The sequence below is a fragment of the Streptomyces sp. NBC_00659 genome (assembly GCF_036226925.1).
Taxonomy (GTDB): Bacteria; Actinomycetota; Actinomycetes; order Streptomycetales; family Streptomycetaceae; genus Streptomyces.
Window position 1 is genome coordinate 4201986 of record NZ_CP109031.1, and the last position, 26356, is coordinate 4228341.

Consider the following 26356-nt stretch of genomic DNA (forward strand, 5'->3'; position numbering starts at 1 on the left):
TTGCCCCCTGCGGCGTCTTCAGTAGCTGGATGGAGCGCGGATGTCGACAGCCTATTCGGTTGTACGACACCGGTCACCGGGCCTCCGGTTCCGTGACCAGCCGTCACCCTGCCGTGACCGTACGCCGAAGACCTGGCGTGTCGCGGCGCCCCAGCTACCGCTCCCGCCACGCCATTTGGCAGTCTGTCTCCGCACCGGGGGATGCACGGGAGGGAAAGACGATCATGAATGCGACGCATACGAGCACGTCCGGGGACCCCCGGGTCGGCTGGAGCAGCGCCGAGGCACTGCACGCGCCCGTCCTGCTGTACCGCCGCGACGGCATACTTCCCACCGTCGCCGCCGCCCTCTCCGTCCGCGGCACCACCCTCACCGGCACGGCCGCCCGCGGCGACCAGCCACCCGCTCTTCACCCGCTGGTCCAGGACTTCCTCGACACCCTCACGAACGCCCAGCGCGACCGTTTCACCGGCCGCTGCGCCGAGGCCATCCTGATCTCCCGGCAGATCGCCGCCGCCGACGCCGAACGCAGCAAGCGCGCCGGCCGCAAGCCGATGACCGGCGGCGAGGCCCGTAAAGCCCTCAAGGGGGCCAAACTCACCGCGCGCCGCATCCGCGAGGACGGCGACCCGCTGCACGGGAGCTTCGCCGCGCCCTGCCGCTCCTGCACGGCGCTCAGCGGCCACTTCGGCGTACGCATCGTCGACCCGGCGGAACCGGACGCCTGAACTCCCCTCTCTCCGCATACGTACGTATGACGGCGTCCCGCGACGCCGATGTCCCATCCCTCGACGAACGAAGGGCAGATGCACTCCGAACGCTCCTCCTCCAGCCTCTTCTCCCCTGCCGGGCAAGGGGGATCCTCGTCACGTTTCCCCGAGCCCGTGGTCGCCGTACTGCGCTCGGCGGGATGGCAGCCGGGACGCTGGGACATAAAGCAGGCCGAGTACTGGGCCGACGAGCTGCGCGGACACGCGTCGCCGGCCGGGCACCGGCACTCCGTGTTCCCGGCGGCGGTCGAGGCCTGGGCGGAGTTCGGGGGGCTGCGTGTGGGCGCCACGGGACCCGGGCGCCAGCTCGCTCCCGCCCTGCTGCATCTCGATCCCCTGCACGGGCTGCACATGGCCCGTACCCTCGGCGACCTCGGCCGGGCGCTGGACACCGAGGTCTGCCCCCTGGGCGAGGAGTCCGACTCCCACGCCCTGCTCGCCATCGACGCCGAGGGCCGCGTCTACACCCTCGACCACACCGGCGACTGGTACCTCGGCCCGCACATCGACGCGGCCCTCACCAACCTCCTCACCGGCACCGCCCCACCCCGGCTCACCACGACCTGACCCGCCAGGCCTTCGTTCGCCCCCTCCGCCCCTACCCTCCCCCAAGGTCTCGGCTTCGCTCGACCAGGGGGGACCCCCATCGTCCCCGGGGCTCCGCCCCCAGACCCCCGCTCCTCGAACGCCGGAGGGGCTGAAACTTCCCGCAGCCGGGATCCGGCGGAAGGGGCCGTGCCGGTACATCGATGCCCGTCGCCACCGACGGCCACGCCTCATCCAACGGCGACGGGCTGATGCACCGGCACGGCCCCGACCACCCACCGGACCGGCACCGCACCCGCGAACGCCGGCGCAGCGAACCCCACCGCGAACCGCCCGGAGGGCTACGCGGGGATCACCGCCGACACCCGGAATCCCCCCGCATCCGTGGGCCCCGACACGAACACACCCCCGAGCGCGGCCACCCGCTCCTTCATCCCCAGCAGCCCGTTCCCCCCGCTGGGCAGCGCGACCGACGACCCCACCCCCACCTCCGGCGGGCACTCGTTCTCCACCTGCATCGCGATCTCGGACACCCGATGCGCCAGCCGGACGTACGTCTTCGCGCCCGCCGCGTGCTTGTGGACGTTCGTCAACGCCTCCTGCACCACCCGGTAGGCGGTCTGCTCGATCTCACGGGCGTACGCCCGCAGGTCCCCCTCGACCGACAGGGCCACGACCATCCCGGCCGCCGCCGACTGCCCGATCAGCTCGTCGATCTCGGCCAGGCTCGGCCCCTCACCGGCCCCGGAGTCGCCCGCGGCCCGCGACGCGGCCGCGGCGGCCGCGGCCGCCACCGCCGCCAGCGGCACCGACGGCACCCGCGTGTCCAGCCCGTCCCCCGTACGCAGTACGCCGAGCATCTCTCTCAGCTCCGTGAGCGCCTGGCGCCCCATGTCCCCCACCAGGGCGGCGTTCTTCACGGCCTTCTCGGGATCCTTCCGGGCGACCGCCTGCAGCGCCGCCGCGTGCACGACCATCAGGGAGACCCGGTGCGCGACCACGTCGTGCATCTCCCGCGCGATCCGGGTGCGCTCCTCGTTGCGCGCCCACTCCGCCCGCTCCTCGGCCCGCTCCGCGAGCAGCTGGAGCTCCCGCTCCAGCGAGTCCGCCCGCTCCCGCAGGCTCTCCATCAGCCGCCGCCTGGCCCCCATGTACAGCCCGAGCAGCACGGGCGGCGCGGTCATCCCGATCGCCGTCGTGATGGAGGCGAAGGGGACCAGCCAGTTCCCCATCGGCACGTCCCCGCGCACCACGCTCTGGTGCGCCCGCACGAACGTCACGATCAGCATGCCGGCGAAGGACATCCCGGCCAGCGCCCCGGTGATGCGCCGCGGCAGTTCGGACGCGGCGAGCGTGTAGAGCCCGACGAGTCCCATCAGGAACCCCATCTGGGCGGGCGTGATCGCGATGGACACCAGGACGACCGCGATCGGCCATTTCCGCCGCACCAGGAGCACGGACCCCGCCACCGCTCCGAACGCGACACCCACCGGAGTGGGCAGTCCCGCGTCGTGCGCGAAGCGGACCCCCTCACCTCCGCACTCGAACGCCGACGCCAGTGCGAGCCCCGCGTCCAGCACCGCACCGCGCCATCCGACCCACCACCACGGCCCGGTCCCGGCCGCGGTGTGCGCTTCCCCCGTCGTGGTCATGGCTCCAGCCTACGGTTGCACCCCGAACCATTTCCGGTGAGTTTTGGCTACTGGCCTACACCACACCCCGCCGGGCTTCGACGGCCTCCGGGACGGCGCCGGCCCCGGGCCGGTCCCGGTCGCGCAAGCACAGGAACGCAAACACCGGACCGGCACGAACGCCTCGGGCATCCGGCGGGACCGCCCGGTCATCTGCCGCGCGGGAAGCGCCGAGTTGTACCGTCGCACGGAGGGCACCCGGTACGGCATAGTGTTGGGTGCCGACTCGACGGGCCGACCAAATGTCCGGTTCGATCGAGTTCATTCCCCCGTGGTGTAATTGGCAGCACTGTGGCTTTTGGTGCCATCTGTCCGGGTTCGAGTCCTGGCGGGGGAGCCTCGGTCGACCCGGTCCCTGACAGTGCTCTCAGGGCCCTCTCCCACATGCCTCCTGTTTCGCCCCGGTATCCTGCGGATGTCCACTCCCCCCAGTCATCCGAAGCCGAAGGGCAGTCCCGTGAGCTCCAGTCGCCCGGCAGCCGTCGTTGTACTCGCAGCGGGTGAGGGCACCCGTATGAAATCGGCCACACCCAAGGTTCTGCACGACATCTGCGGACGCTCCCTCGTCGGTCATGTGCTGGCCGCCGCAAGCGAGTTGGCCCCCGAGAGCCTGATCGTCGTCGTCGGGCACGCACGCGAGAAGGTCGTCGGGCACCTCGCGGAGATCGACCCGGACGTACGCACCGCGGTGCAGGCCGAGCAGAACGGCACCGGGCACGCGGTACGGATGGCGCTCGAAGAGCTCGGCGGGGACGTGGACGGCACCGTCGTCGTGGTCTGCGGCGACACCCCCCTGCTCACCGGCGAGACCCTGCTCACACTGGCCTCGGCCCACAGCGCCGACGGCAACGCCGTCACCGTGCTCACCGCCGAGGTCCCCGACGCCACCGGCTACGGCCGCATCGTGCGGGACGGCGCCGGCGGCGCGGTCACCGCGATCGTCGAGCACAAGGACGCGAGCGACTCGCAGCGCGCGATCCGCGAGATCAACTCGGGTGTCTTCGCCTTCGACGGCCGCCTGCTCGCCGACGCGCTCGGCAAGGTGCGGACGGACAACAGCCAGGGCGAGGAGTATCTGACCGACGTCCTCGGGATCCTGCGCGAGGCCGGGCACCGGGTGGGCGCGGCCGTCGCCGCCGACCACCGCGAGATCGCCGGCATCAACAACCGCGTCCAGCTCGCCGAGGCCCGCCGCATCCTGAACGACCGGCTGCTCACGCGGGCCATGCTGGCCGGCGTCAGCGTCCTCGACCCCGCGACGACCTGGGTCGACGTCACGGTCACCTTCGAGCAGGACGCGATCGTGCACCCCGGGACGCAGCTCCAGGGCGCCACGCATCTCGCCGAGGGTGCCGAGGTCGGGCCCAACTGCCGCCTGAAGGACACCCGGGTGGGCGCAGGCGCCCGCGTCGACAACACCGTGGCCGACACCGCCGAGGTGGGTCCGCAGGCCAAGGTCGGCCCGTTCGCCTACCTGCGTCCCGGCACGCGGATCGGCCTGAAGGCCAAGGTCGGTACGTACGTCGAGACGAAGAACGCCACGATCGGCGAGGGGACGAAGATCCCGCACCTGTCGTACGTGGGGGACGCGACGATCGGCGAGTACTCGAACATCGGTGCCGCGAGCGTGTTCGTGAACTACGACGGGCAGGACAAGCACCACACCACGATCGGCTCGCACTGCCGCACGGGTTCGGACAACATGTTTGTGGCTCCTGTCACGATCGGGGACGGCGCGTACACCGCGGCGGGCTCCGTCATCACCAAGGACGTGCCGCCCGGTTCGCTGGCCGTGGCCCGTGGCCAGCAGCGCAATATCGAGGGCTGGGTGGCTCGCAAGCGTCCCGGAAGCGCCGCGGCGAAGGCCGCGGAGACCGCCTCCCGGGAACCGGAAGGCGAAGGCTGACCGGAAAACGGCACGTCCGGGACGGCGTACCGTGATAAGTGCACACCCGCACCCCCGCTGAGAAGCCCTCTCGCAACCCAGCTGAGAAGGCCTCTCACGCCCACTGAGATGACCTCTGAGGAGACAGTGCTGTGACCGGGATCAAGACGACGACCGGCGAGAAGAAGATGATGTTCTTCTCCGGCCGCGCCCACCCCGAGCTTGCCCAGGAGGTCGCCCACAAGCTGGGTGTCGGGGTCGTCCCGACCAAGGCCTTCGACTTCGCGAACGGCGAGATCTACATCCGCTACCAGGAGTCCGCGCGCGGCGCCGACTGCTTCCTGATGCAGAGCCACACGGCCCCCATCAACAAGTGGATCATGGAACAGCTGATCATGATCGACGCTCTCAAGCGGGCCTCCGCCCGGAGCATCACCGTGATCGTGCCCTTCTACGGTTACGCCCGTCAGGACAAGAAGCACCGTGGACGTGAACCGATCTCGGCGCGTCTGGTCGCGGACCTGATGGCGACGGCCGGTGCGGACCGCATCCTCACGGTCGATCTGCACACGGACCAGATCCAGGGCTTCTTCGACGGCCCGGTGGACCACCTGTTCGCGCTGCCGATCCTCGCCGACTACGTGGGCGCCAAGGTCGACAGGTCCAAGCTCACCGTCGTCTCGCCGGACGCCGGCCGGGTGCGCGTGGCCGACCGCTGGTGCGACCGTCTCGACGCTCCGCTGGCCATCGTGCACAAGCGCCGCGACAAGGACGTCGCCAACCAGGTCACCGTCCACGAGGTGGTCGGTGACGTGAAGGGCCGCGTCTGCGTCCTCGTCGACGACATGATCGACACCGGTGGCACCATCTGCGCCGCCGCCGACGCGCTGTTCGCGCACGGCGCGGAGGACGTCATCGTGACGGCCACGCACGGTGTTCTCTCCGGCCCGGCGGCCGACCGTCTGAAGAACTCCAAGGTCAGCGAGTTCATCTTCACGGACACCCTGCCGACCCCGGGCGAGCTGGAGCTCGACAAGATCACGGTGCTCTCGATCGCGCCGACCATCGCGGACGCGGTGCGTGAGGTCTTCCAGGACGGCTCGGTGACGAGCCTGTTCGAGGAGCATTAGGCCCCTCGCCCGTCGGTCGCCTAGATCGATTTCTTGTACGGCCTCCCCGCCCCGTAAGCTGTCACAGTTGCTCGGCGAGGGAGGCCGCACTTTTGTGTGCGGCGGTCCGTTATCGACGCGCTCTTCGTAGCAGGCCGATGTTTGGCCGGGTGACCACTTTCCCCACGTTCTACGAGGAGTGAACATGTCCGAGGTCAAGCTCGCCGCCGAGACCCGCACCGAGTTCGGCAAGGGCGCCGCCCGCCGCATCCGCCGCGAGGCCAAGGTCCCCGCCGTCGTCTATGGTCACGGCACCGAGCCGCTCCACATCACGCTCCCGGGCCACGAGCTGCAGCTCGCCCTGCGTACCGCGAACGTCCTGCTCACCCTGGAGCTCGAGGGCAAGACCCAGCTGGCGATCCCGAAGGCCGTCCAGCGTGACGCCATCAAGGGCAGCCTCGACCACGTCGACCTGCTCCTCGTGAAGAGCGGCGAGAAGGTCACCGTCGAGGTCTTCGTGCACACCGAGGGCGAGCTGGCCCCGGGCAGCTTCCTCGTCGAGAACGTGCTGAACACCCTGACGGTCGAGGCCGAGGCCACCCACATCCCGGAGTCGGTCACCGTCTCCATCGCGGGCCTGGAGGCCGGTGCCTCCATCCACGCCAAGGACATCAAGCTCCCCAAGGGCACCACGCTGGCGATCGACGAGGACGCGGTCGTCATCCAGGTCCTGTCGGCGCAGGCCGAGGAGCCGGCCGCCGAGGGCGAGTCCGGCGACGCGGCCGCCGAGGCCTGATCCCCCCGGAAATCTTCATCCGTGTCAGCCGCCGCTCCTGTCGGGAGCGGCGGCTGCCGCGTATCACGGACACATGGGAGACACGGACGTGACGACCGACGCCAACGCGCCCTGGCTGATCGTGGGCCTCGGCAATCCGGGCCCCGAGTACGCCATGAACCGGCACAACGTGGGCTTCATGGTGGCCGATCTGCTGGCCGATCGGATCGGCGGGAAGTTCAAGCGGGCGGGCAAGGCGCAGGCCCAGGTGATCGAGGGGCGGATCGGGCCGCCCGGTCCGGCGAACCGCCGGGTGATCCTGGCCAAGCCGATGTCGTACATGAACCTGTCGGGCGGCCCGGTGACCGCGCTGCGGGACTTCTACAAGGTGCCGACGGCGAACATCGTGGCCGTCCACGACGAGCTCGACATCGACCACGGCGTGCTGCGGCTGAAGCTGGGCGGCGGCGACAACGGCCACAACGGCCTCAAGTCCATGACGAAGGCGATGGGCTCGGACTACCACCGGGTGCGGTTCGGCATCGGGCGCCCTCCGGGCCGTATGCAGGTCGCGGACTTCGTCCTCAAGGACTTCTCCTCGGCCGAGCGCAAGGAGATGGACTACTTCGTGGACCGGGCGGCGGACGCGGTGGAGTGTCTGGTGATCGAGGGCCTGGAGCGGGCCCAGGGCACCTACAACTCCTGAGAAACCGCCCGTACGGCTCCTGAAGGACGGCCCCGGAGGCCCCGGGAACCGCGGGACAGCCGCGCGGCCCGGGCCGGGTGGTCGACGTACGCGCACAACTGCCGACTTGTCCCCTGCCGGGGTTGACCGAGCGCGCCGCCATGGCCAATGATCCCCGCCATGCGTGCCGTCACCTCACGTCAGAGCGCGTACACGGCGCTGCGTCTCGGACAGCTCACGGCGATGGGCGTGGTCACCGGGCTCATCCTGATCGCGGGCGTCTGGGCCTCCTGGAGCACCGCGCAGCACGTGATGCTGAGCAAGGGCCGGGAGCAGGGCACGATCGCCGTGCGGTCGTGCTCGGGGGACGTCTGCACGGGGTCGTACACGCCGGTGTCGCCCGGTTCACGGGCGCGGTCCCATGTCGTCATCGACCAGTCGGTGGCCGTGGAGAAGGGCCGGACCTACACGGTCACGGTGAAGCCCGGCAGCGACGAGGTCGTCCGCAGCGGGCCGGCCGGGCTGCTCTACGCCTGGATCCCGCTCGCGGGGGCCCTGCTGCTCGCCTCGGTGGTGGTCGCGGGCGGTCTGCGGCTGACCCGCCTGGCCTGGGTGATGGCGGGCACGGCGATCGCCCTGCTGACGGCCACGTTCCTGGTCGTGTAGCCCCCGCGGATGCGCGGGGGCACACACACGCAGGCATTTGGGGCAGGCGGCCGCACGGACAGATGAAGGCGACATCCGCCGGACACATGAAGGCGCCCTCCGCGCTCGTACGGGTACGAGCGCGGAGGGCGCCTTCGCGTCGGCCCCGCCGGCGTCCGGGGTGTCACCGGCCCGGCGGGTCCGTTCGCTCAGCCGGTGTTGCGCAGGCCCGCCGCCACACCGTTGACCGTCAGGAGCAGGGCCCGCGAGAGCAGCGGGTCCACCGTCGCGCCGGCCGCGGCCTCGTCGCGCTGGCGCTTGAGGAGGGCGACCTGGAGGTACGAGATCGGGTCCAGGTAGGCGTCGCGGATGGCGAAGGTCTGCTGGAGCACCGGGTGGGTGTCGAGCAGCTTCTCGCCGCCGGTGATGCGCAGCACCTCGCGCACGGTGAGCTCGTGTTCGGCCTCGATGACGGCGAACACGTGCTTGAGCTCGTCGGGGACGAGGGTGTCGACGTAGTGGCGGGCGATCCGCAGATCGGTCTTCGCGAGGGTCATCTCGACGTTCGAGAGGAAGTTCCGGAAGAAGTGCCACTGCTCGTGCATCTCGTCGAGCACGGTGTCCAGGCCCGCCTCGCGCAGGGCCTTGAGGCCGGAGCCGACGCCGAACCAGCCGGGCACGATCTGCCGGGACTGGGTCCAGCCGAAGACCCACGGGATGGCGCGCAGTCCGTCGAGCGAGACGCCCGAGCCGGGGCGGCGGGAGGGCCTCGAGCCCAGGTGCAGGTCGGCGAGCTGGTCGACCGGCGTGGAGGCGAGGAAGTACGTCGGCAGGTCGGGGTCCTCGACGAGCTTGCGGTAGGCGGAGTGGGCGGCGTCGGAGACGACGTCCATCGCCGCGTCCCAGCGGGCCAGTGCCTCGTCGGACTGGCGGGGCGCGGTGTGCAGGGCGGACGCCTGGAGCGTCGCGGCGACCGTCAGTTCGAGGTTCTCGCGGGCGAGCGAGGGGACCAGGTACTTGTCGGAGATGACCTCGCCCTGCTCGGTCACCTTGATCTCGCCCTCCAGGGTGCCCCAGGGCTGCGCGAGGATCGCGTCGTGCGAGGGGCCGCCGCCGCGGCCGACGGTGCCGCCGCGGCCGTGGAAGAGCCGCAGGCGGACGCCGTAGCGGTGGGCGACGTCGCGCAGCCGGCGCTGGGCGCGGTGGATCTCCCACTGCGAGGTGGTGATGCCGCCGAACTTGGAGGAGTCGGAGTAGCCGAGCATGACCTCCTGGACGTCCCCGCGCAGTGCCACCAGACGGCGGTACGAGGGGTCGGAGAGCATGTCCTCCAGGATGGTGTCCGCGGCCTTGAGCTCGTCGGTGGTCTCCAGGAGCGGCACGATGCCGATCTTCGCCCAGCCGGCGTGCAGGTCGAGCAGTCCGGCCTCGCGAGCGAGGACGGCGGCGGCGAAGACGTCGTCGGCGCCCTGGCACATCGAGATGATGTACGACTCGATGACCTCGGGCCCGAAGACCTTCAGGGCCTTCTTGACGGTCTCGAAGACGCCGAGGGTCTTCTGGCCGGCGGCGTCGAGCGGCGCGGGGGTGGGGCCGAGGGGGCGCCGGGACCGCAGTTCCTTGGCGAGGAGCTTCGCGCGGTAGTCGCGCGGCATGTCCACGTAGCGCCAGGACTCCTCGCCGAGCCGGTCGAAGAGCTGGCCGAGGGCGTGGTGGTGGGCGTCCGCGTGCTCGCGCACGTCCATGGTGGCGAGCTGGAGGCCGAACGCGGCGAGCGTGCGGATGGTGCGGTTCATCCGGCCGTCGGCGATCAGGCCGCCGCGGTGCTCGCGCAGCGAGGTCTGGACGAGGATGAGGTCGCGCAGGAGTTCGGCGGTGCCGAGGTAGTCGCGGCCGTCCTCGTGTGCGGTGCCCTTGGCCAGGCGCTGCTTGGTGTTCTCCAGCTTCTGCCGGATGCAGGTGGCCTTGAGGCGGTAGGGCTCCTCTGCGTTGAGGCGCTTGTAGCGGGGGCTGATCTCCGGCAGCAGCTCCAGGTCGGCCTGGAGGGACTCCAGCAGGTCCTCCGTGGCGCCCGTGTAGCGGATGGAGTTCGACAGGAAGCCGCGGAGTTCGTCGATGAGGTCCAGGGCGTCGTTGATGCCGTGCTCGTGCTGGAGGATCAGGACGTCCCAGGTGACGTCGGGGGTGACGTTCGGGTTGCCGTCGCGGTCGCCGCCGATCCAGGTGCCGAAGGTGAGGGGGCGCGTGTCGTCCGGGAGGGCGACGCCGACGCGCTCGAGTTCGGCGGTGAGGTCCTCCAGGACGTCACCGACGGCGCCGGCGTGCAGCTCGTCCAGGTAGTAGATGGCGTTGCGGGCCTCGTCGGCGGGCTCGGGGCGCACGACGCGGAGCTCGTCCGTCTGCCACACCAGGTCGATGTTCTCGGCGAGGCGGGTGTCGTGACGGCGGCGGTCGGCCTCGATGACCGGGGTCTCCAGGAGCGCGGCGATGCGCCGCAGCTTGTTGAGGACCGAGCGCCGGGCCGCCTCCGTGGGGTGGGCGGTGAACACCGGGCGCACGTTGAGGTTCTTGACCGTCTGGCGCAGGTGCTCGGGGTCGGCGTCCTTGAGCCGGTCGGCCGTCCGGGCGAGGAGGCCGCCCTCGGCGGCGCGCTTGGCGCGCAGCTCGCGTCCGCGGTGCACCTGCTCGGTGACGTTGGCGAGGTGGAAGTAGGTCGAGAAGGCGCGGACCAGCTTGGCAGCGGTCTCCAGCTCGGTGCCGCGCAGCAGCTCGGCGGCGGCCTCGCCGTCCTCACGGGTCAGGCGGCGGACCTTCTCGACCAGTTCCAGGAGCTCGGGGCCCTCCTGCCGTACGAGGGTCTCGCCGAGCAGGTCGCCCAGGCGGCGGATGTCGGCGCGCAGTTCGCTGCTGGTGGTCGTGGTCTGGTCGTCGGCACTGCTCACAGGTGCGGCTCCTTGCAGTGGTGAAGCTCGTCTGAAGAGTGGGGAATCTCGTTCGAAGCTCGTCTGGGAGGGAACCCGGGTGACGACCGCGCGCGGCGGGTGCCGCTTAAGGAGGTGGCATCCGGGAAGAAATCAGAACGGACCGCGCTGTCCGACCGATACCAAGGATAGGTGTCCCCTCGGACGCGCAGGCTCACGGGCTCTTGCCGCCGGGCCACGCGCTGACATACTTACGATGCCGTAGGTTACGGACCCGTAGGTATTCCCGTCGGACAACGGGAGGACGCTGGGTTCGCACCCGGACACCCTTCCCCGCCGTGCCTCACCCTCGAACCCCACAGGGGACGCCCATGACCACGAGTTCCGATGTGATCGACGACGCCCCGCGGGCGGACAACGACGACACCTCGCTCCCCGCCGCGACCCTCGGCGGCGAGAAAAAGGGGTCACTCGAACAGATCACCCTTCTCCTCTTCATCGCTGCTCCGTTCATCGCGCTGCTCGCCGCGGTGCCGCTGGCCTGGGGATGGGGGCTGAGCTGGCTGGATGCCGGCCTGCTCGTCTTCTTCTACTACCTGGGCTGCCACGGCGTCACGATCGGTTACCACCGCTATTTCACCCATGGATCCTTCAAGGCGAAGCAGCCCCTGCGGATCGCGATCGCGATCGCCGGATCGATGGCGGTCGAGGGCCCTCTCGTGCGCTGGGTCGCCGACCACCGCAAGCACCACAAGTTCTCCGACGCCGAGGGTGACCCGCATTCGCCGTGGCGCTACGGGGAGACGGTCCCGGCGCTGATGAAGGGCCTGTGGTGGGCACACATCGGATGGATGTTCGACGAGGAGCGGACCTCGCAGGAGAAGTACGCGCCGGATCTGGTCAAGGACCCGGTGATCCGGGCGATCTCGCGTCAGTTCCTCCTCTGGACGCTGCTGTCGCTGGCTCTGCCGGCCCTCATCGGCGGTCTGGCGACGATGTCCTGGTGGGGCGCGTTCACCGGGTTCTTCTGGGGCTCCCTCGTCCGGGTGGCGCTGCTGCACCACGTCACCTGGTCGATCAACTCGATCTGTCACGCGGTCGGCAAGCGCCCGTTCAAGTCGCGTGACCGTTCGGGCAACGTGTGGTGGCTGGCGGTGCTCTCGTGCGGCGAGTCCTGGCACAACCTCCACCACTCGGACCCGACGTCCGCCCGGCACGGCGTGGACCGCGGCCAGCTCGACTCGTCGGCGCGGATCATCCGCTGGTGCGAGCAGCTGGGATGGGCCTATGACGTGCGCTGGCCGTCACGCTCGCGTATCGATTCCCGCCGCAGCGACGACGGGAACAGCTCCCGACGCAAGACGGAAACCGCTGAAGCGGCATGATTGACGGCGTGGCGACCGACTCCAGCAGCACCCCGAGCAGCAACGACAAGCCGCGGCGCGCGCGTCGCACTCGCATGACCGGCGCCGAGCGCCGTCAGCAGCTGCTGGAGATCGGCCGCACCCTGTTCGCGGCCAAGGGCTTCGAGGGCACGTCGGTGGAGGAGATCGCGGCCAAGGCCGGTGTCTCCAAGCCGGTGGTCTACGAGCACTTCGGCGGCAAGGAGGGCCTGTACGCGGTGGTCGTGGACCGTGAGATGCGGCGGCTGCTGGACATGGTGACCGGTTCGCTGACGGCGGGCCATCCGCGCGAGCTGTGCGAGCAGGCGGCGTTCGCCCTTCTGGACTACATCGAGGAGTACACGGACGGTTTCCGCATCCTGGTCCGCGACTCCCCCATCCCGCAGTCGACGGGTTCGTTCGCGTCGTTGATCTCGGACATCGCCACCCAGGTGGAGGACATCCTGGGCCGTGAGTTCAAGAGCCGCGGCTTCGACTCGAAGCTGGCGCCGCTGTACGCCCAGGCCCTGGTCGGCATGGTCGCGCTGACGGGCCAGTGGTGGCTGGACGTCCGCAAGCCCCGCAAGGCCGAGGTGGCCGCGCATCTGGTGAATCTGGCGTGGCACGGTCTGGACGGTCTGGAGCCGAAGCCCCGCCTCATAGGGCATCGCAAGGCCTAGAGAACGTGCGACGAAAGCCCCCGGGGAGCTGAGCTCCCCGGGGGCTTTCGTCACGTTCGGGCCGGCGGCTCCAGGAATTCGAGGCGGTTGCCGACGGGATCCTCGGAGCCCGGCGGGGCGGCGAGCCGGACATGGTCGAGCGCGGTGAGCATCAGGCCTCCTTCCGGGCCACGGCGAAGAGGCGGCGAAACGGCAGGACCGTCCCGTAGGGCCGGGCGGGGTAGGCCTCGCGCAGCAGGTCCCGGTAGGCGGCGAGGAAGCCGTCCGTGGCCTCGGGGTCGTCCGCGAGGGCGGTCAGCACGGGCCGCAGCGCGGTCCCCTTCGCCCAGTCGAGCACGGGGTCCGGTCCGCTCAGCAGTTGCATGTACGTGGTCTCCCAGACGTCCGCGCGGCAGCCGGCCCTCTCCAGGAGGTCCAGGTAGACGAGCGGGTCGGGGACCGAGTCCGCGGGGCGCGGGGAGTCGCCGAGCAGGCCTTTCCAGCGCGGGGAGGAGGCGAGCTCGCGCAGGAGGACGTGCAGCGGTGCGTCGGTGTTGTGGGGGACCTGGAAGGCGAAGGTGCCGCCGGGCGCGAGCGCGTCGAGCCAGCCGGGGAGCGACTCCAGGTGTCCCGGCACCCACTGGAGCGCGGCGTTCGAGGTGATCAGGTCGTACGTCCCGGTCGGCGTCCAGGCGGTGAGGTCGGCATGGGCGAAGTCGAGCCGCCCGCCGCCGGCCGTGGGGCCCGCGTACTCCTCGGACCGGGCCAGCATGTCTGCGGAGTTGTCGTAGCCGGTGATGCGGGCGGTGGGCCAGCGGGCGGCAAGCTGGACGGTGACGTTGCCGGGGCCGCAGCCGAGGTCGGCGATGCGGGCGGGATCGCCCGGAAGCTCGGGGACCTGGGCGAGCAGATCGGCGAAGGGGCGGGCCCGGTGCCGGGAGTGGCGCAGGTACTGGCCCGGGTCCCAGGTGGGGGTGGCAGCCATGGGTGGCCTCCTCGAAGTCGCCGCGGAGGTCGCGGACCGCTGAAGGGGCGGCGGTGACCGGACCGTTCGGATCTCCAGCCTCACAGGAAAACTATCTCGACGTCAAGAGACTTGCGATCGAGAAACTCCACATCAAGAGACTTCATGTCGACACAACCACTACACTGATCGTCATGGAGGACGAGGTCGATCGGCTGGTCGCTGCGTGGCGCCGTGAGCGCCCTGACCTCGACGTGGAACCGCTCGAGGTGCTCAGCCGCGTGAGCAGGCTGGCCCGGCACCTGGACCGTGCGCGCCGGCTCGCTTTCGCCGAGCACAGCCTGGAGCCCTGGGAGTTCGACGTCCTGACGGCGCTGCGGCGCGCGGGTTCCCCGTATCAGCTCTCTCCCGGCCAGTTGCTGACGCAGACGCTCGTCACCTCCGGCACGATGACGAACCGCATCGACCGTCTGACCAAGAAGGGTCTGGTCGAACGCCTCCCGGACCCGAGCGACCGCAGGGGCGTGCTCGTCCGCCTCACGGACGAGGGATGCGACCGCGCCGACCAGGCGCTGGCCGGTCTGCTCGACCAGGAGCGGGCGATCCTCGCCGAGCTGAGCCGGGCACAGCGCGGTGAACTGGCCGGGCTGCTACGCCAGTTGACCGCCCCGTTCGACAACATCCCCGGTTAGGTCGACGGGTCCGACACCCGCGCGCCGGGCCAGTGCCACGGCGGCGAGGGTGGAGTGCACCCCGAGCTTCCCGAGAACGTTCTGCATATGGGTGCGGACGGTGTGCGGCGACAGGAACAGCCGCTCCGCCACCGCCTTGCGCCCGAGCCCGGCGACCATGCACCGCAGCACCTCGCGCTCACGGGGCGTCAGCGACTCGACGAGCCGCTCGCTCTCGGTGCGGTGCTTGCGCGCGGCGGTCAGCTCCCGCAGCACCCCGGTGAGCAGGGCGGGCGGCAGATGGGTCTCGTCGCGCAGCACACCCCGTATGACCGTGAGCAGCCGCGACAGCGAGCAGTCCTTGGCGACCCATCCCGAGGCCCCGGCCTGGAGGGCGAGCGCCGCCCGGCGCGGATCGTCCTTCTCGGCCAGCACGACAATCCGTACGCCCGGCTGCCCGGAGCGCACTCCGGCGACCAGCGATATGCCGTCGACCAGGCCGTCCTCGTTGCTCTCCTGGACGGGCACCGCCGGACGCATGCCGGGCAGATTGCCGCCCAGGTCGGCGTCGACGAGCAGCACGTCGAAGCGGCGGCCCTCGGCCGCCGCGCGTTCGAGGCAGCGCAGCGCGGCCGGGCCGCTGCCTGCGGCGGACACGTCGACATCGGGCTCGGCCGCGAGCGCGGCGGCGAGCGACTCGGCGAAGATGCGATGGTCGTCGACGACCAGTACTCGGATGCGAACCACAGAAACCCCCACTGTCGGGGGACGATCCGTACGGGTACGGCGCCCGAGGTGATCCCGGACCCGCTTGCGACCCGGAAAACGAGGTGCCTCCGCCGCACGGCCGCCGCCGTGCTGGAAGTGCTACCCCCACTTCGGGCGTCGTACCCGACTGTCTCGCCCCCTGATCAGCACCGGCCCCCACCGGCACTGCTCATCAGAGTACGGCCGGGGGCGAGGAGCGGAAGGTGATTTGCAGAACTGGTTGGCCAGCGCGTTTATGGTGAGCCGTATGTTTCGTATCGAGACAGGAGACGACAAGGAGCGTCGGGATCTGCTCCGCAGACGGCTGCTGGACACGAACACGGCGGCCTCCCCGGTGCTGCGCGCGCTGCGCGGAACCCCGGGCGAACGTGAATCTCCGCTTCATGTCTGGGCCTTGGACGAGGTCGGCGCCCTGGCCGGCGGTCTGGTGGGCCACACCTGGACGACCTGGCTGCACGTGACGTACCTGTGGGTCGACGACCGCACCCGGGGCACGGGCCTCGGCAGCCGTCTCCTGGCGGAGGCCGAGCGCGTCGCGCGCGAGGAACGGGGCTGCCACGCCGCCCGCCTGGAGACCTGGGACTTCCAGGCCCCGGGCTTCTACAAGAAGCAGGGGTACGAGGTGGTGTGCGTGATCCCCGACTACCCGCCGGGAATCACGGAGTACACCCTGACGAAGCACTGGAAATCCAACTGAGCCCCCAGCCCCTCGGGCGTCCGGAAATTCGGCCCCTCCAGCGCAACTTCCAGCCCTCCGGCGCCCGAGAGATTTCAGCCCCTCCGGCGTTTGAGGAGCGGGGGGTTCGGGGGGCGGAGCCCCCTGAGCACGGGACGGGCAGGGGCGGAGGGGGCGAAACAAGCCCGGAGGTCAGCCGATCCGCCGGGCCCCGGCCGAAGGCACCGCCGGGAACACCCGGGGTGCCGTGAAGCCCGCCGCGGCGAAGGCCTCGACCACCGCCTTGGTGACACTGTCCACGTCGGTGGACTCCACCAGCACGACGGCGGAACCGCCGAAGCCCCCGCCCGTCATACGGGCCCCCAGCGCACCCGCGGAGTTGGCCGCCGAGACCGCGAGATCCAGCTCGGGACACGAGATCCGCAGATCGTCGCGCAGCGAGGCGTGACCGTCCGTCAGGACCGGCCCGATCGCGCGGACGTCACCCGCGTCCAGCAGGGAGATGACCCGGTCCACCCGGTGGTCGTCGGAGACGACGTGCCGGACGTAGCGGCGCACGCGCTCGTCGGAGAGCCGCGCGAGGGCCGTGTCGAGGTCCTCGTACGCGACATCACGCAGATGGGACACGCCCAGCAGACGTGCCCCCTCCTCACAGCCCGCGCGCCGCTCCGCGTACGCCCCGTCGCCGAGCGCGTGCTTCACCCGGGTGTCGACGACGAGGAGTTCGAGGCCTTGGGAGGCGAGGTCGAAGGGGACCTGGCGGATGGACAGGTCGCGGCAGTCGAGGTGCAGGGCGTGACCCTCGGTGCAGCACGCCGACGCCGTCTGGTCCATGACCCCGCAGGGCACGCCGACGAAGTCGTTCTCGGCGCGCTGGGCGAGCCGCGCCAGCTCGGGCCGGGTGAGCCCGAGCCCGTACAGCTCGTCGAGGGCGAGGGCGGTGACGACCTCCAGGGCCGCCGAGGAGGACAGCCCGGCGCCGGTGGGGACCGTGGAGGCAAGATGGATGTCCGCGCCGCCGACGGCGTGGCCCGCCTCGCGCAGCGCCCACACCACACCCGCCGGATAGGCGGCCCAGCCGCTGTCCGACCGGGGCGTCAGTTCGTCGACGCGCAGCTCGACGACCGGGCCGTCGATGTCCGCCGAGTGCAGCCGCAGCACCCCGTCGGACCGGCGGGACACCGCCGCGACCGCCGTGTGCGGCAGTGCGAGCGGCATCACGAACCCCTCGTTGAAGTCCGTGTACTCGCCGATCAGGTTGACCCGGCCGGGCGCCGCCCAGACGCCCTCGGGCGCGGCGCCGTACAGCTCCTCGAAACCCTCACGTACCCCCACCTGGCCCATTGCTACCCCTTTGCCACGTTCTGTGCGAACTCCCACGCGTCCGCGACGATCCCCGCGAGATCCGCGCGGGACGGGTTCCAGCCGAGCCGCTCCCGGGCGGTCTCGGCCGAGGCGACCAGGACCGCCGGGTCCCCGCCGCGGCGGGGGGCCACGGCCTCGGGGATCGGGTGCCCGGTCACCTGGCGCACGGTTTCGATGACCTCGCGGACGGAGAAGCCGTTGCCGTTGCCGAGGTTGCAGATCAGGTGCTCGCCGGGGGCCGCGGCCTCGAGGGCCAGCAGGTGCGCCTCGGCGAGGTCCGCGACATGGATGTAGTCGCGGATGCAGGTGCCGTCCGGCGTCGGGTAGTCGTCGCCGAAGACGGAGATCGCGTCGCGGCGGCCCTGCGCGACCTGGAGGACCAGCGGGATGAGGTGCGACTCGGGGTCGTGCCGCTCGCCGCTCTCGCCGTAGGCGCCGGCCACGTTGAAGTAGCGCAGGGAGACGGCGCCGAGTCCGTGGGCCGCCGCCTCGCCGGTGATCATGTGGTCGACGGCGAGCTTGGAGGCGCCGTAGGGGTTGGTGGGCCGGGTCGGCGCGGACTCCACGATCGGGGTGGTCTCGGGCTCGCCGTACGTCGCGGCGGTGGAGGAGAAGACCAGCGTGCGCACGCCGGCCTCGCGCATCGCGGCGAGCAGCGCCATGGTGCCGCCGACGTTGTTGTCCCAGTACTTCTCGGGCTTCACCACGGACTCGCCGACCTGCGAGAACGCGGCGAAGTGCAGGACGGCGTCGTACGAGGAGTCCAGCCACTTGGCGGCATCGCGGATGTCGCCCTCGATGAACGCGGCGCCGGCGGGCACGCCCTCGCGGAAGCCCGTCGAGAGGTTGTCGAGGACGGTGACCTCGTGGCCCGCCTCGAGCAGGTGGCGCGCGACCACGCTGCCGACATAACCCGCTCCACCCGTGACCAGATACTTCCCACTCATGTACTCGCTACCTCTCGCAGTCGCTGAGCCGCGGTCTCCGGCGGCACGTCGTTGATGAACACGTTCATGCCGGACTCGGAACCCGCGAGAAACTTCAGCTTGCCGGAAGTGCGGCGAATGGTGAAAAGCTCGAGGTGGAGCGCGAAGTCGTCCCGGTTGACGCCTTCGAACTCCTCCAGCGGGCCGAAGGGAGCCTGGTGCCACGCCGCGATGTACGGCGTCGGCGGCTCGCCCGTCCCGTCCTTCCCACCGTCCGGTCCGTCGAAGATCCGGTCGAAGCGCCTCAAGAGTTCCAGATAGACCTGGGGGAATTCTGTGCGCGCGTCCTCGTCGAGGCCGAGCAGGTCCGGCACGCGGCGGCGCGGGTAGAGGTGGACCTCGTACGGCCAGTGGGCGGCGTACGGGACGAAGGCGACCCAGTGGTCACTCGACAGGACGACCCGTGAACCGTCCGCCAGCTCCCGTGCGAGGACCTCGTCGAACAGGTTCTCCCCGCCGGTCGCCTCCTTGTGCGCGGCGAGCGAGCGCAGCATCAGCGCGGTACGAGGGGTGGTGAAGGGGTAGCCGTAGATCTGCCCGTGCGGGTGACCGAGTGTCACGCCGATCTCGGCGCCGCGGTTCTCGAAGCAGAAGACCTGTTGGACGGAGGGCAGATGGGACAGTTCGGCGGTGCGGTCCGTCCAGGCCTCCAGGACGAGTGCCGCCTGCGCCTCCGTCAGATCCGCGAAGGAGGCGTCGTGGTCGGAGGTGAAGCAGACGACCTCGCAGCGGCCGGAGTCCCCCGCCAGCGAGGGGAAGCGGTTCTCGAACACCACGACGTCGTACGAGGAGTCGGGGATCTCGCTCAGCCGGTCGCCCGAGGACGGGCACAGCGGGCACTCGTTCGCCGGGGGGTGGTAGATGCGCCCCTGGCGGTGCGAGGCGATCGCCACCGAGTCGCCGAGCAGCGGGTCGCGGCGCACCTCCGAGGTGGTGACGGTCGGGTCGAGCGGGCGCCGGTCCACCGCGTCGCGCACCTGGTCGTCGCCCGCGTCGTAGTAGATGAGCTCACGACCGTCGGCGAGCCGGGTCGAGGTCTTCTTCACAGTCGGACTCCCCATCAGCACCCGATCAAACCTTCAAACATAACCGAACACAACAAACCACAAGCCACCACCGCAGTCAACGTCACAATCAAACAAAGGACACCATCGGAAGGGTGCGTCCGTTGAATTCGGAGGCATGAGTTCCGGCCCGATGGGTTCATGCGACGAAGCGAGTTCTGATGCAGTCCCCCACACATCCGCCCCAACCGGGCATCCTGCTCGCCGCCGAGCTGCGTCTCCCCACGAACGCACTCGACTACACAATCCTCGGCATCTACTTCGTGGTCGTCCTCGGCATCGGCTTCGCGGCCCGCCGCTCGGTGCGGACGAGCCTCGACTTCTTCCTGTCCGGGCGCTCACTGCCCGCGTGGATCACCGGCCTGGCCTTCATCTCGGCCAACCTGGGCGCCACCGAGATCCTCGGCATGGCCGCCAACAGCGCGCAGTACGGCGTCTACACCGTGCACTGGTACTGGATCGGCGCCATCCCGGCGATGGTCTTCCTGGGCCTGGTGATGATGCCGTTCTACTACGGTTCCAAGGTCCGCTCGGTGCCCGAGTTCCTGCTGCTGCGCTTCGACAAATGGGCGCATCTGCTGAGTTCGGTCCTGTTCGCCTTCGCCGCGGTCCTGATCGCGGGCGTCAACCTCTACTCGCTCGCGATCGTGGTCGAGGCACTGCTCGGCTGGCCGCAGTGGGTGGCGATCGTGGTCGCCGGGTTCTTCGTCCTCGCCTACATCACCCTGGGCGGCCTCTCCTCCGCGATCTACAACGAGGTGCTCCAGTTCTTCGTGATCCTGGCGGCGCTGATCCCGATCGCCGCGCTCGGCCTGCACCGGGTGGGCGGCTGGGACGGCCTGACGGACTCCCTGGACAAGACCCACGGTGCCGACTTCACGACGGCCTGGGGCGGCACGGGCATCGGCAGCGCCAACCCGCTCGGCGCCAACTGGCTGACGATCGTGCTCGGTCTCGGCTTCGTGCTGTCCTTCGGCTACTGGACGACGAACTTCGCCGAGGTGCAGCGCGCGCTGTCGGCGAAGAACCTCTCCGCCGCCCAGCGCACCCCGCTGATCGCGGCCTACCCGAAGATCTTCATCGTCTTCCTGGTGATGATCCCGGGGCTGGTGGCGGCCGTCCTCGTCCCGAAGATCGGCACGAGCGGTTCGGATCTCCAGTACAACGACGCGATCCCTTATCTGATGCAGGAGTTGCTGCCCAACGGTGTCCTCGGCATCGCGGTGACCGGTCTGCTGGCCGCGTTCATGGCGGGCATGGCGGCCAACGTCTCGTCCTTCAACACGGTGTTCACCTCGGACATCTGGGCGAAGTACGTGGCCAAGGGGCGCGAGGACGGCTACTACGTCCGCTTCGGCCGCCTGATCACGGTCGTCGGCGTCCTGGCCTCGATCGGAACGGCCTTCCTGGCCTCGTCCTTCTCCAACATCATGAGCTACCTCCAGACGTTGTTCTCCTTCTTCAACGTGCCGATGTTCGCGGTCTTCATCGTCGGCATGTTCTGGAAGCGGGCGTCGGTGAAGTCGGGCTTCTGGGGCCTGCTGGCCGGTACGACGGCCGCGATGGTGAACTACTTCGTCCTCTACAAGCAGGACGTCATCGGCTTCCCCTCCGACCAGGGCGCCAACTTCGTCTCCGCGATCGTCGCCTTCGTGGCCGGTGGCGTGGTGATGGTGGGGGTCTCGCTCTTCACCGCCCCGAAGCCGGCGGAGGAACTGCAGGGCCTGGTCTACGGCACGGTGTCCCCCGGCATGGCCGAGCCGTCGGCCCCCGGTGACGACGCCTGGTACCGCAGGCCCGCCCTGCTGGGCTGGGGCGCGCTGATCCTGGCGGCCGCCTGCTACATCCCGTTCTCGTTCTGATCTCGTTCCGACGAGTCCTGGCCCACTCCGACGAGGGAGAATGAAGAAACCATGTCCGACTATTCGGAAAGCGACGCGCAGCGCGAGGTCTCGGACCTCGAGAAGAAGTCCGCGACCGCCGCTCGCCTGTTCGACATCCGTCGCATCATCGGCGGCCTGTTCGTGATCTACGGCGTCATCGTCACCATCGCCGGCATCACGGCCTCCGACGCCGACCTCGACAAGGCCGACGGCATCAACATCAACCTCTGGACCGGCCTGGGCATGCTCGCCCTCGGCCTGTTCTTCCTGGCCTGGCTGTGGCTGCGACCCCTGCCCGTGACGGAGCCACCGACCGAGGAACAGTCTCCGCCGACCGAGTAACACCCGTGCAGTGGGCCGGGGTTCCTGGGGACTCCGGCCCTTGGCGGCTACTCGGGCTTCGGGCTACTCGGAGGTGAACAGGTCGGCCGGGTCGGTCACGTGCACGGCCCGCTCCGACCACACCTTGAGTTGCTCCAGGTCGGAACACGCCTGTACGCGAAGCCGGGCGGAGTCGGATACCTGGATACCGCGCAACTCCAGGATCCTCAGGATCATCTCGATGCGATCCTCGATACGCCCTTCGTCCCTCAGCTGATCCGCGACCGGATTCTGGAAGAAGTAGTTCACCGGAGCCATCAGGTCCCTCCAAATCTCTCGTCCTTCTTGCCCTCCGACTCCAGCACCAGCAGGAAGTCCCCGCTCTCGGTGTGCACCCGGACCAGGCTGTCCACCCGCCGCTCGACCGGCTCGATCTCGGTCAAGTCCGTGTTGACTACCGTGAAGCCGCACGGTTCCGGAAACTGCACATGGAACAGCCTCTGGAAGTTGCGGATCAGCACGGCCGTGTCCTTCTGGCCGAAGTGATGCATCGCCTCATGCGACGAGCTGACCATCCGACCTCCCTTCGATCCGACGTGATCAACGAGCTAGGCGGCAGCGAGGTCACACCACACGTACTTGCCGGTGTCGCCGCCCTGACGCAGCGGATGCCAGCCCCAGTCGTCGGCGCAGGCCCGCACGAGGGCAAGACCCCGGCCCGCCTCCGCGTCGGCGGTGACCGACAGGTCGTACGGCGGCGGCAGCGGGCTCGCGTCCCAGGCGCCGATCCGCAGCACCCCGTCCCGCCGGTGCAGCCGCAGGGCAGCGGGCCCCTTCGTATGCCGTACGGCGTTGGAGACCAGCTCCGCCGCCATCAGCTCGGCGACGTCCACGAGGCGGATCAGCCCGTGCAGGGTAAGGATCAGGCGGACGGTACGACGGCAGACGGTCACCGCCCGGTCGTCCTGCGGGATGTGCAGGGTGTAGGTCCAGGGTTCGGATGTGGGCATGCGTGAACTCCGCTTCAGGTGTGGGGAGCCGAGAGTTCGCTGAGGGCGCGGGCGGTGGCAGTGTCACAGCCGCCGTGGCAGGACGGAGTGGTGCGCTTCCGGGTCCCCGAGGTTCCGCAGCGTGTGCGTCGCGTCACCGACGGTATGGGTAAAATTTGGGCCCGCGCAAGCCACTGCCGTAATCTTCCCCTCGAAGGGGTCACGGCCCCTAGGCAGTTGGGGCGAGGGAGGAAGCCATGCCGCGCAGACGGCAGCCAACCGCACGCCAGGAGCGCCTGGGCATCGAGCTGCGGAAACTGCGTGAGACCGCAGGACTCAAGGCACGTGAGGCTGCCGCGCTGGTCGGATCCGACTCCGCCCAGATCAGCCAGATGGAGTCCGGCATCGCGGGCGTGAGCGAAGAGCGGGTGCGCAGTCTCGCCGCTCACTACTCCTGTACGGACGAGGAGTTGATCGAGGCCCTGGTCGCGATGGCGACCGACCGGACGCGTGGCTGGTGGGAGGAGTACCGAGGGCTGCTGCCCGCGCCGTTCCTGGACCTGGCCGAGCTGGAGCACCACGCCACCTACCGGCTCGATGTGGAGTTCCTGCACGTCCCCGGCCTCTTCCAGACGGAGGACTACGCGCGCGCCGTCTTCTCGTACCGGGTACCCCGACTGCCGGACAACGAGCTGGAGTTGCGGGTCCGCCATCGAATGGAACGCAAGGCGGTCGTCACTGAATCCGCTGTCCCCTTCAAGGCCGTGATCCACGAGGCGGCCCTGCGCATCAGAGTCGGCGATCGGGCCGCCGCCCGGACTCAGCTCACACGCATTCTGGAGCTCTCCGAAGCGGACCACGTCACGGTGCGCGTCATCCCCTTCGACCTCGACAGCTTCGCCGGAGCCACGAACGCGATGATGTACGTGGGCGGTGCCGTGCCCAAGCTGGACACCGCGGTACGCGACGCACCTCACGGAGTGGGTTTCATCGACTCCGCGCCCCAACTGGGCACCTTTCGAACGCTCTTCCATATGGTGGAGGCTGTATCGCTCGAACCCGTTCGTTCGCGCGACTTCATCCACCAGCTGGCGAAGGAACTATGAGGCCTGCCGTGACCACTCCCGACAGCTGGCAGAAGTCGTCCTTCTCCGGAAGCGGCGACGGCAACAACTGCGTCGAGCTCGCCACCACCCCCGGCTCCGTGCACCTCCGTGAGAGCGACACCCCCGCCCTCCGTCTCTCGACCACCGCCGGTGCCGTCGCCCACTTGCTGCTCCGGATAAAGACCGGGTTCCACCAGGGCACCCCCGTGTGATCAACTGCGCGCTGACGTGTACGGACGGCCTCTGGGGAGGGGCCGTGGGGCAGGGGAGAGTCAGCGATGCACACCGCCGTGACGGAAACAGTTCAGCCATGCCCGCAATGCGGGGCCGAGATCCGCGGGGACGGACGGTTCACCACGTGGTGCGCCGCCTGTGACTGGAACGTCGATCCGGAACGGCCGGAGGAGAAGCAGGGACGGCTGGCCAAGGCCCAGCGGGCCCAGGCCCGGCGGCACGGTGAGCGGCTGCTCGCCGAGCTGGGCACCGGCGGGACCCTGCATGCCCGGTGGGACTCCTCGACAGTGCTCGCCGTCGCGGTCGCTCTCGTCGTCCACGCCATGACCGTGGCCCTGACCGCGGGCGGGATCTGGTTCCTCGTCCGGGGATGGGGCGGGATGGGGATGATCCCGGGCGCCTTCCTCCTCGCCCTGGGATGGTCACTGCGGCCCCGGCTGCACCGGCTGCCGGAGGACGAGCCCGTCCTGCGCCGTGCCGACGCACCCGAACTCTTCGCGCTCACCGACGAGGTCGCCCGCGTGGCCGGCACCCGCGGCGTCGACGCGATCGTCGTCGACGCCGAGATCAACGCGAGTGTGCGGAGCTACGGCATACGCGGGCGCCGGCTCCTCACGCTGGGACTGCCCCTGTGGGAAGTCCTCACACCGCAGCAGCGGATCGCCCTGCTGGGCCATGAGATGGGCCACTACGTCAACGGGGACACCCGCCACGGCCTGGTCGTCGGGACCGCCTACCGCTCGCTGATCACCTGGCACTACTACTTCGAACCGGTCGACCGTGATCCCCTCGACGACACCGGCGCGCTCACACTGATCCTCAACCTGCTCTACGTCGTGCCCCGTCTCCTCGTCCGCGGCGTGCTGACGGTCCTGGACGGGCTGACCCTGCGTGCCTCTCAGCGGGCCGAGTACCTCGCCGACCGTGTGGCCGCCCGGACGGGGTCCACGCGGGCCGCACTGGAACTCATGGACCATCTGCTGATCGCGGACTCGGCCGCCGTGACGCTGCGGCGCGAGGTCAACCGCGCCGCGCTGAACGGCCCGCGCGGCCGACGGCAGGCCGCTGACCGGACGGACGGACTGTGGGAGCTTCTCGCCGCGGACCTGGCGTCCGTTCCGGAGCACGAGCGCGAGCGGCTGCGACGGGCCGGTGCCCTGCGGGGCCACAGCGTCGACGCGACCCATCCACCGACCCATCTGCGTCACGCCTGCCTGCTGATCGGAGAAGCCGCGCCCCCTGCCGTCGTGGCCGACGACGACCGGGAGCGGCGGATCACCGAGGAACTGTCCACCGCGCGCACGAAGGTGGCCCGCCAGATCCTCCGCGACGGCTACTAGGCCGTCTCCTCCGGATCTTGCCTGACCCGCGACGCTTCCCAGCTACCGCTGGGAGGTGTCCTCGGGCACCGCGCCTCGCGGCGTATCCGAACGAGACGACCTGGCTAGCCGGGCCCGGTCCAGTCGAAGGTGATGTGCTTGCTGGACCGGCCTTCGCGGCTCCAGAGGAAGCCGTGGGCATCGGCACGGTCCGCCGTCGAGCGGCCCCAGGTCGCGACCTGGCCCGGTCCGGTCTCCGCACCCGGCAGGTTGGTCGACTGGACGCGCGCGCCCTCCGGGGTCGTGGGTCCCGTGAGCGCGACCGCGCTCGCCTCGACCCGGTCCGGTACCACGGCCCGCCAGCTCGCGAGGTCGTCGGCGACCTCGATCTCGATGGGGGCGAACTCCATGCCGCGCATCTCGGCGCCCATCATGCTCACCATCTCGGCGGGCCAGCTGCCCGCCTGCCCACCGAAGATCATCTGAAGCGCCTCGCGCTGGGAATCGTCGGCGCGCTCGTCGACGAAGACCGCGGCGTACGCGTCCGTGTGCTCGGCCCAGATGTTGCCGACGAACGAGGCCACCATCAGTACGTTCAGGCCGTCCAGCCGTACGTCACCGTAGCGGCCCTCGCGGATGTGCCAGGCCAGGATGCCGTCGCAGTCGCCGTGGGTGGGCAGCTGTGCGAACGAGCAGGGGCAGGGCACGTTGCACTTGCAGGTGTCGAACCAGTCGCCCGCCGCGTGCCACCGGGGAACGGTCGCCGTCGTCTCGGACATCTCCCTGCCTCCTCGTGACCGTGCCGGGACGTCGGTCTCGGGAGGACGGCAGAGCCCCCGGGAGCCATCGTCGGCCCACGCCCGGGTCGTACGGTTCGTACGGGTATCCATCTCATTGTCCCACCGCAGGGGTCACCCGGATGAGGTGTTCCCGCGTACACCC

Annotated in this window: 27 protein-coding genes and 1 tRNA gene; 17 read left to right on the plus strand and 11 right to left on the minus strand. The window is 70.0% G+C overall.

Going from position 1 to position 26356, the window contains the following annotated elements; translation table 11 throughout:
* Positions 1 to 224: 224 nt before the first annotated feature.
* Positions 225 to 728, plus strand: a complete 504-nt coding sequence (locus OG410_RS18065; RefSeq protein ID WP_328669537.1) for a YwqJ-related putative deaminase — start codon at positions 225 to 227, stop codon at positions 726 to 728.
* Positions 729 to 806: 78 nt separating this feature from the next.
* Complete coding sequence (locus tag OG410_RS18070) at positions 807 to 1337, plus strand: SUKH-3 domain-containing protein (RefSeq protein WP_329300118.1); 531 nt, start codon at positions 807 to 809, stop codon at positions 1335 to 1337.
* 320 nt (positions 1338 to 1657) lie between these two features.
* Here OG410_RS18070 and OG410_RS18075 read toward each other — a convergent pair whose 3' ends face one another.
* Positions 1658 to 2968: a sensor histidine kinase gene (locus OG410_RS18075; RefSeq protein ID WP_329300119.1), complete on the minus strand. Its 1311-nt coding sequence runs from the start codon at positions 2966 to 2968 to the stop codon at positions 1658 to 1660.
* A 304-nt stretch (positions 2969 to 3272) separates the two neighbouring features.
* On the opposite strand from OG410_RS18075, the gene OG410_RS18080 reads away from it, so the two are divergent.
* The 6 genes from OG410_RS18080 (at position 3273) to OG410_RS18105 (ending at position 8127) form a co-directional block, all read left to right on the plus strand.
* Positions 3273 to 3344, plus strand: a tRNA-Gln gene (locus tag OG410_RS18080).
* 120 nt (positions 3345 to 3464) lie between these two features.
* Positions 3465 to 4913 carry a bifunctional UDP-N-acetylglucosamine diphosphorylase/glucosamine-1-phosphate N-acetyltransferase GlmU gene (gene glmU / locus OG410_RS18085; protein ID WP_329300120.1) on the plus strand — a complete coding sequence of 483 codons (1449 nt, stop codon included), beginning with the start codon at positions 3465 to 3467 and terminating at the stop codon, positions 4911 to 4913.
* A gap of 131 nt (positions 4914 to 5044) precedes the next feature.
* Entirely contained in the window at positions 5045 to 6022 is a 978-nt protein-coding gene (locus OG410_RS18090; protein ID WP_329300121.1) for a ribose-phosphate diphosphokinase, read from the plus strand.
* 184 nt (positions 6023 to 6206) lie between these two features.
* Positions 6207 to 6797, plus strand: coding sequence for a 50S ribosomal protein L25/general stress protein Ctc (locus tag OG410_RS18095; RefSeq protein WP_329300122.1), 591 nt, complete (start codon positions 6207 to 6209; stop codon positions 6795 to 6797).
* A 73-nt stretch (positions 6798 to 6870) separates the two neighbouring features.
* Positions 6871 to 7482 (plus strand): aminoacyl-tRNA hydrolase, encoded by a 612-nt coding sequence (gene pth / locus OG410_RS18100; protein ID WP_329300123.1) that lies wholly within the window; start codon positions 6871 to 6873, stop codon positions 7480 to 7482.
* A gap of 147 nt (positions 7483 to 7629) precedes the next feature.
* Positions 7630 to 8127, plus strand: coding sequence for a hypothetical protein (locus OG410_RS18105; RefSeq protein ID WP_329300124.1), 498 nt, complete (start codon positions 7630 to 7632; stop codon positions 8125 to 8127).
* 188 nt (positions 8128 to 8315) lie between these two features.
* Here OG410_RS18105 and ppc read toward each other — a convergent pair whose 3' ends face one another.
* Positions 8316 to 11048 carry a phosphoenolpyruvate carboxylase gene (gene ppc, locus OG410_RS18110; RefSeq protein WP_329300125.1) on the minus strand — a complete coding sequence of 911 codons (2733 nt, stop codon included), beginning with the start codon at positions 11046 to 11048 and terminating at the stop codon, positions 8316 to 8318.
* Positions 11049 to 11398: 350 nt separating this feature from the next.
* Here ppc and OG410_RS18115 point away from each other — a divergent pair, with 350 nt between their 5' ends.
* Together OG410_RS18115 and OG410_RS18120 are read left to right on the plus strand one after the other, a co-directional pair.
* A complete protein-coding gene (locus tag OG410_RS18115) occupies positions 11399 to 12412 on the plus strand; it encodes an acyl-CoA desaturase (protein WP_329300126.1) in 1014 nt (337 codons plus the stop codon).
* Positions 12409 to 13089 (plus strand): TetR/AcrR family transcriptional regulator, encoded by a 681-nt coding sequence (locus OG410_RS18120; protein ID WP_326787291.1) that lies wholly within the window; start codon positions 12409 to 12411, stop codon positions 13087 to 13089. Before OG410_RS18115 ends, OG410_RS18120 begins: the two co-directional genes overlap by 4 nt.
* 151 nt (positions 13090 to 13240) lie before the next feature.
* Here OG410_RS18120 and OG410_RS18125 read toward each other — a convergent pair whose 3' ends face one another.
* Positions 13241 to 14053: a trans-aconitate 2-methyltransferase gene (locus OG410_RS18125; protein WP_329300127.1), complete on the minus strand. Its 813-nt coding sequence runs from the start codon at positions 14051 to 14053 to the stop codon at positions 13241 to 13243.
* 173 nt (positions 14054 to 14226) lie between these two features.
* Here OG410_RS18125 and OG410_RS18130 point away from each other — a divergent pair, with 173 nt between their 5' ends.
* Complete coding sequence (locus OG410_RS18130) at positions 14227 to 14724, plus strand: MarR family winged helix-turn-helix transcriptional regulator (RefSeq protein ID WP_261703948.1); 498 nt, start codon at positions 14227 to 14229, stop codon at positions 14722 to 14724.
* On the opposite strand, the gene OG410_RS18135 is transcribed toward OG410_RS18130, so the two are convergent.
* Positions 14683 to 15450: a response regulator transcription factor gene (locus OG410_RS18135; RefSeq protein ID WP_329300128.1), complete on the minus strand. Its 768-nt coding sequence runs from the start codon at positions 15448 to 15450 to the stop codon at positions 14683 to 14685. The two genes, OG410_RS18130 and OG410_RS18135, sit on opposite strands and share 42 nt — an antisense overlap.
* A gap of 256 nt (positions 15451 to 15706) precedes the next feature.
* On the opposite strand from OG410_RS18135, the gene OG410_RS18140 reads away from it, so the two are divergent.
* Entirely contained in the window at positions 15707 to 16168 is a 462-nt protein-coding gene (locus OG410_RS18140; protein WP_329304159.1) for a GNAT family N-acetyltransferase, read from the plus strand.
* Between the two features lie 171 nt (positions 16169 to 16339).
* Here the strand turns inward: OG410_RS18140 and galK are convergent, their stop codons facing one another.
* Genes galK through galT form a run of 3 tightly spaced genes read right to left on the minus strand, consistent with a single transcriptional unit; the run spans position 16340 to position 19544 of the window.
* Positions 16340 to 17491, minus strand: coding sequence for a galactokinase (gene galK / locus OG410_RS18145; RefSeq protein WP_329300129.1), 1152 nt, complete (start codon positions 17489 to 17491; stop codon positions 16340 to 16342).
* A 2-nt stretch (positions 17492 to 17493) separates the two neighbouring features.
* The gene (galE, locus tag OG410_RS18150) at positions 17494 to 18459 is read right to left on the minus strand and encodes a UDP-glucose 4-epimerase GalE (protein ID WP_329300130.1); all 966 of its coding nucleotides are present in this window, start codon (positions 18457 to 18459) and stop codon (positions 17494 to 17496) included.
* The gene (gene galT / locus OG410_RS18155; RefSeq protein ID WP_329300131.1) at positions 18456 to 19544 is read right to left on the minus strand and encodes a galactose-1-phosphate uridylyltransferase; all 1089 of its coding nucleotides are present in this window, start codon (positions 19542 to 19544) and stop codon (positions 18456 to 18458) included. Before galT ends, galE begins: the two co-directional genes overlap by 4 nt.
* 179 nt (positions 19545 to 19723) lie before the next feature.
* Between galT and OG410_RS18160 the strand changes: the two genes are divergently transcribed.
* Positions 19724 to 21424 carry a sodium:solute symporter family protein gene (locus tag OG410_RS18160; protein WP_329300132.1) on the plus strand — a complete coding sequence of 567 codons (1701 nt, stop codon included), beginning with the start codon at positions 19724 to 19726 and terminating at the stop codon, positions 21422 to 21424.
* Between the two features lie 51 nt (positions 21425 to 21475).
* Positions 21476 to 21787 carry a hypothetical protein gene (locus tag OG410_RS18165; RefSeq protein ID WP_329300133.1) on the plus strand — a complete coding sequence of 104 codons (312 nt, stop codon included), beginning with the start codon at positions 21476 to 21478 and terminating at the stop codon, positions 21785 to 21787.
* Positions 21788 to 21850: 63 nt separating this feature from the next.
* On the opposite strand, the gene OG410_RS18170 is transcribed toward OG410_RS18165, so the two are convergent.
* The 3 genes from OG410_RS18170 to OG410_RS18180 are packed head-to-tail and all read right to left on the minus strand — an operon-like array spanning position 21851 to position 22776.
* Positions 21851 to 22084: a hypothetical protein gene (locus OG410_RS18170; protein WP_329300134.1), complete on the minus strand. Its 234-nt coding sequence runs from the start codon at positions 22082 to 22084 to the stop codon at positions 21851 to 21853.
* A complete protein-coding gene (locus OG410_RS18175; RefSeq protein ID WP_329300135.1) occupies positions 22084 to 22341 on the minus strand; it encodes a hypothetical protein in 258 nt (85 codons plus the stop codon). The genes OG410_RS18170 and OG410_RS18175 overlap by 1 nt, the downstream gene beginning before the upstream one ends.
* A 33-nt stretch (positions 22342 to 22374) precedes the next feature.
* Positions 22375 to 22776 (minus strand): ATP-binding protein, encoded by a 402-nt coding sequence (locus OG410_RS18180; RefSeq protein ID WP_329300136.1) that lies wholly within the window; start codon positions 22774 to 22776, stop codon positions 22375 to 22377.
* A gap of 236 nt (positions 22777 to 23012) precedes the next feature.
* On the opposite strand from OG410_RS18180, the gene OG410_RS18185 reads away from it, so the two are divergent.
* The 3 genes from OG410_RS18185 (at position 23013) to OG410_RS18195 (ending at position 25435) form a co-directional block, all read left to right on the plus strand.
* Positions 23013 to 23861, plus strand: a complete 849-nt coding sequence (locus tag OG410_RS18185) for a helix-turn-helix domain-containing protein (protein WP_329300137.1) — start codon at positions 23013 to 23015, stop codon at positions 23859 to 23861.
* A gap of 8 nt (positions 23862 to 23869) precedes the next feature.
* Positions 23870 to 24073, plus strand: coding sequence for a DUF397 domain-containing protein (locus OG410_RS18190; RefSeq protein ID WP_329300138.1), 204 nt, complete (start codon positions 23870 to 23872; stop codon positions 24071 to 24073).
* Positions 24074 to 24151: 78 nt separating this feature from the next.
* The gene (locus tag OG410_RS18195) at positions 24152 to 25435 is read left to right on the plus strand and encodes a M48 family metallopeptidase (protein WP_329300139.1); all 1284 of its coding nucleotides are present in this window, start codon (positions 24152 to 24154) and stop codon (positions 25433 to 25435) included.
* Positions 25436 to 25539: 104 nt separating this feature from the next.
* Here OG410_RS18195 and OG410_RS18200 read toward each other — a convergent pair whose 3' ends face one another.
* The gene (locus OG410_RS18200) at positions 25540 to 26193 is read right to left on the minus strand and encodes a DUF1326 domain-containing protein (RefSeq protein ID WP_329300140.1); all 654 of its coding nucleotides are present in this window, start codon (positions 26191 to 26193) and stop codon (positions 25540 to 25542) included.
* Positions 26194 to 26356: the final 163 nt, after the last annotated feature.